This window comes from Bradyrhizobium sp. (assembly GCF_049691595.1).
In the GTDB taxonomy this organism is placed as follows: domain Bacteria; phylum Pseudomonadota; class Alphaproteobacteria; order Rhizobiales; family Xanthobacteraceae; genus Bradyrhizobium.
The window spans coordinates 1-4593 of the sequence record NZ_JBAVNZ010000308.1 but is presented as its reverse complement, the minus strand read 5'-3'; the positions used below and the strand labels follow the sequence as shown (position 1 = coordinate 4593).

The following is a 4593-nucleotide window of genomic DNA, read 5'->3' as shown; positions in this document are numbered from 1 at the left end:
CTGCTGATCCGGGGTCTATGCGGCGGGCGCGGTGGGTCCCGGCGCTGCGGAGCAGCGTGAAGAACGCTGCACCGCGTCCGGGACACCAAGCCGCGTGATGTCCCGTAAAATGAAAGGCCCCGCCCGGAGGGGAAGCCGGACGGGGCCTTCAGGTCCGGTCGCTCTCGCGCAGGTCCGCTTGCGCGGCGCCCGGACCATTCGTTCAGGCTATCGAAACCTGTTCGACCACCTGAACGATGCGGCGCGAGCGCGGTCCGGTGCCGCCATCGCGCCGGCGATCGCGGCAATGACAGGGATGCTGGTCCGCATGGTCTGCTCCTTCGACGGGGATCGGCGGCCGCGGCTCGGCCGGCGCACCATGCGAGCCAATTCATGGCGCGCGCCAAAGTTCCGGGAACATGCCGCCGCATCCGCGACAATTTCGGGCGTTTTTCATCAAGGCGGGAACCTGCCGAGGCGACGGACGTCTGCTGTTCCCGAACCACTGCAGCGGGTAAGTTGCACGCCCCGATTCGAATTCCGTCGATCCTCCGGAGAGTTTCAATGACCATCACCGCCGCGCACGTTCCCGCCATCGTTGCCCTGATCGCGGGTATCTTGATCTTGATCATGCCCCGGCTGCTCAACTTCATCGTCGCGATCTATCTGATCGTCGTCGGCCTGATCGGACTCGGGCTGCTCCGCTGGCTCCACCTGTAGCGGGTGAGCCGGGTTTCGCGGCTTGCACGGAACCCCTCAAAATGGTGTAAGGCGCGCAGCTTCTCCCCTCTTTTCGGATTGTTGTCAGCCATGGCCAAAGCCGTCGCGAAGCCCAAAAAAACCGTTGAGAAAGCCGTTGGGCCAATCGTTGAGAAAATCGCAGCGGAATCAAAGCCATCGGCGCCGGCTCGAAAGGCCGCGCCGCCGGCCTCGGCCCGCCAGGCGCTGAAGAAGACCGCGGCCAAACCGGCGCCGAAAGCCGCAGCCCGGCCGGCTGGCAAGGCCGCCCTCGGCAAGTCCGCTGCTCCGGCCGTAAAAGCCGGCAAATGGGTCTACACTTTCGGCGACGGCAAGGCCGAAGGCAAGGCGGGTCTGCGCGATCTGCTCGGCGGCAAGGGCGCCAACCTCGCGGAGATGGCCAGTCTCGGCCTGCCGGTGCCGCCCGGCTTCACCATTCCGACCTCGGCCTGCAGCTATTTCTACGCGCACGAAAAAACCTATCCGAAGGAGTTGAAGGCGCAGGTCGAAAAAGCGCTGGCGCATGTCGGCAAGCTGACCGGCAAGGCTTTTGGCGACGCCAAAAATCCGCTGCTGGTCTCGGTGCGCTCCGGCGGGCGCGCGTCGATGCCGGGCATGATGGATACCGTGCTCAATCTCGGCCTCAACGACCACACGGTGGAGGCGCTGGCCGAATTGTCCGGCGACCGCCGCTTCGCCTATGACAGCTATCGCCGCTTCATCACCATGTATTCCGATGTGGTGCTCGGTTTCGAGCATCATCATTTCGAGGACATCCTCGATACCTTCAAGGACGGCCAGGGCTATACGCTCGACACCGATTTGACCGGCGACGACTGGGTCGAACTGGTCGGCCGCTACAAGGATGCGGTGGCGCGCGAGACGGGGAGGGATTTCCCGCAGGATCCGCACGACCAGTTGTGGGGCGCGATCGGGGCGGTGTTTTCATCCTGGATGAACGCGCGCGCGGTGACCTACCGCAAGCTGCACGACATCCCGGAATCCTGGGGCACCGCGGTCAACGTCCAGGCGATGGTGTTCGGCAATATGGGCGAGACCTCGGCAACGGGCGTTGCGTTCACGCGCAATCCCTCGACCGGCGAGAGCAAGCTGTATGGCGAATTCCTGATCAACGCGCAGGGCGAGGACGTGGTGGCGGGCATCCGCACGCCGCAGGACATCACCGAAGATGCGCGCATCGAGTCCGGCTCCGACAAGGCATCGATGGAAAGCGCGATGCCGGAGGCGTTCGGCGAACTGACGCGGATCTACACGCTCCTGGAAAAGCACTACCGCGACATGCAGGACATGGAGTTCACGGTCGAGCAGGGCAAGCTGTGGATGCTGCAGACCCGATCCGGCAAGCGCACCGCGAAGGCGGCGCTGCGCATCGCCGTCGAGCTTGCCAATGAAGGCCTGATCTCGAAGCAGGACGCGGTGATGCGGATCGATCCGGCCTCGCTCGATCAGCTGCTGCATCCGACCATCGATCCCGCCGCCCGTCGCGACGTCATCGCCACCGGGCTGCCGGCATCGCCCGGCACCGCCTCCGGCGAAATCGTGTTCTCTTCCGATGAGGCCGCGAAACTGCAGGCCGACGGCCGCAAGGTCATCCTGGTGCGGATCGAGACCTCGCCGGAAGACATTCACGGCATGCACGCCGCCGAAGGCATCTTGACCACGCGCGGCGGCATGACCTCGCACGCCGCGGTGGTGGCGCGCGGCATGGGCAAGCCCTGCGTCTCCGGCTGCGGCACCATCCGCGTCGACTACGGCCGCGGCACCATGAGCATCGGTTCCCGCACCTTCAAGACCGGCGACGTCATCACCATCGACGGCTCGGTCGGCCAGGTGCTGGCCGGGCGGATGTCGATGATCGAGCCGGAATTGTCCGGAGAGTTCGGCACCCTGATGGGCTGGGCCGACCAGGTCCGCAAGTTGGGCGTTCGCGTCAACGCCGACACGCCGGAGGATGCGCGCAGCGCCATCAAGTTCGGCGGCGAGGGCATCGGGCTTTGCCGCACCGAGCATATGTTCTTCGAGGAGACGCGCATCCGCACCGTGCGCGAGATGATCCTTTCCGAGGACGAGCAGTCGCGCCGCGCGGCGCTGTCGAAACTGCTGCCGATGCAGCGCGCCGATTTCGTCGAGCTGTTCGAGATCATGAAGGGCCTGCCGGTGACGATCCGGCTGCTCGATCCGCCGCTGCACGAGTTCCTGCCGCACACCCAGTCCGAGATCGAGGAAGTCGCGCGCGCGATGAACACTGATCCGCGCAAGCTCGCCGATCGCGCCCGCGATCTCGCCGAGTTCAATCCGATGCTGGGTTTTCGCGGCTGCCGCCTCGCGATCGCCTATCCGGAGATCGCCGAGATGCAGGCCCGCGCGATCTTCGAGGCCGCGGTCGAAGCCGGAAAGCGCACCGGCAAGGCGGTCGGCCTCGAGGTGATGGTGCCCTTGATCGCCACCAGGGCCGAGTTCGACCTGGTCAAGGCGCGGATCGATGCGACCGCGCATTCGGTGATGAAGGAAACCGGCGTCAAGCTCAGCTATCAGGTCGGCACCATGATCGAGTTGCCGCGGGCGTGCCTGATGGCCGGCGACATCGCACAGACCGCGGAGTTCTTCTCGTTCGGCACCAACGATTTGACCCAGACCACCTACGGCATCAGCCGCGACGACGCCGCGAGTTTTCTTGGCACCTATGTGGCGAAGGGAATTCTGGAGATCGATCCCTTCATCTCGGTCGATCGCGACGGCGTCGGCGAGCTCGTCAGGATTGGGGTTGCGCGCGGCCGCAAGACGCGGCCGAACCTGAAGGTCGGCATTTGCGGCGAGCACGGCGGCGATCCCGCCTCGGTGGCGTTCTGCCACGAGATCGGGCTCGACTACGTCTCCTGCTCGCCCTACCGCGTGCCGATCGCGCGGCTGGCCGCAGCCCAGGCCGCGCTCGGCAAGACGGTGGCCAGCCAGGCGTGATAAGGCAATCTGCTTCGGGATTGCAAGTCCGACCGCGGGAGTTTGGATTCGTCTTTTGCCGCTTCCTGCATCTTCTGATAGAAGTGGGTCATGAATCGAGCAGAGGCCCTTAGAAAGTTGCGTAGCTTCGCCGGTGCCCTCAGGGCGAAGGGCGCGACCTCGCTTTACCTGTTTGGATCAACAGCTAAAAACAAGGCTGGCGCCAACAGCGACCTGGACCTGTTCATCGATTATGACCCCCGTGGAAAATTTAACGCGTTCGACCTGGTCGCCAGCAAGCGTTTGCTGCGGGAAGGCTTGGGCGTCGACGTGGATATAACCACCCGCAAGGGGCTGCACCCTCTTATTCGCAAGCGGGTTGAAGCCGAGGCCACGCGGGTCTTTTAATGTCGAGCCGGTCTGCGTTGCTCCGCATCCATGACATGCTCGAGAGCATCCGGGGAATTGAAAAAGCCATCGCCGGCAAAACGTTCCGCGACTATGAGCGCTCCTGGGTTTTACGGTCAGCCCTTGAGCGAGGTATCGAGGTGATTTCCGAAGCCAGTCGCCATCTTGGTCGTGAATTCAAATTACAACACAAGGATGTGCGCTGGAAGGACATCGCTGGCATAGGAAACATCCTTCGCCACGAGTACCAGCGGATTGACAGTCAGATTATCTGGAACGCCGTGAAAGACGATTTGCCGGCACTCAAGAAAGCATTGCTGGCCATCAAGGCTTCGCTGAAGGAATAGCGCGGCCGCAATCGGCAAAATTCGCGCGTGAAAGTTCCTTCATCATCTTCGTTGACGGGATCTATACCACCTTCATCGAGCGCCCGTTTACCAACGTTTTCGATCCGACGACGCAAACGCCGGCGATCGCTTGCCTGTGGCGCGCGGGCAACGCCGGTTAACG

The 4593-nt window shown here is 63.7% G+C and carries 4 protein-coding genes; all 4 read left to right on the top strand.

Going from position 1 to position 4593, the window contains the following annotated elements; all coding sequences use genetic code 11:
• Positions 1-543: 543 nt before the first annotated feature.
• The 4 genes from WCE35_RS13640 to WCE35_RS13625 all read left to right on the top strand — a co-directional run bounded on the left by WCE35_RS13640 (position 544) and on the right by WCE35_RS13625 (position 4430).
• Positions 544-699: a DUF3096 domain-containing protein gene (locus tag WCE35_RS13640; RefSeq protein WP_424593876.1), complete on the top strand. Its 156-nt coding sequence runs from the start codon at positions 544-546 to the stop codon at positions 697-699.
• A gap of 90 nt (positions 700-789) precedes the next feature.
• A complete protein-coding gene (gene ppdK / locus WCE35_RS13635; protein ID WP_424593875.1) occupies positions 790-3696 on the top strand; it encodes a pyruvate, phosphate dikinase in 2907 nt (968 codons plus the stop codon).
• Between the two features lie 90 nt (positions 3697-3786).
• Positions 3787-4083 (top strand): nucleotidyltransferase family protein, encoded by a 297-nt coding sequence (locus WCE35_RS13630; protein ID WP_424593874.1) that lies wholly within the window; start codon positions 3787-3789, stop codon positions 4081-4083.
• A gap of 35 nt (positions 4084-4118) precedes the next feature.
• Positions 4119-4430, top strand: coding sequence for a DUF86 domain-containing protein (locus tag WCE35_RS13625; protein WP_424593873.1), 312 nt, complete (start codon positions 4119-4121; stop codon positions 4428-4430).
• Positions 4431-4593 lie beyond the last annotated feature (163 nt).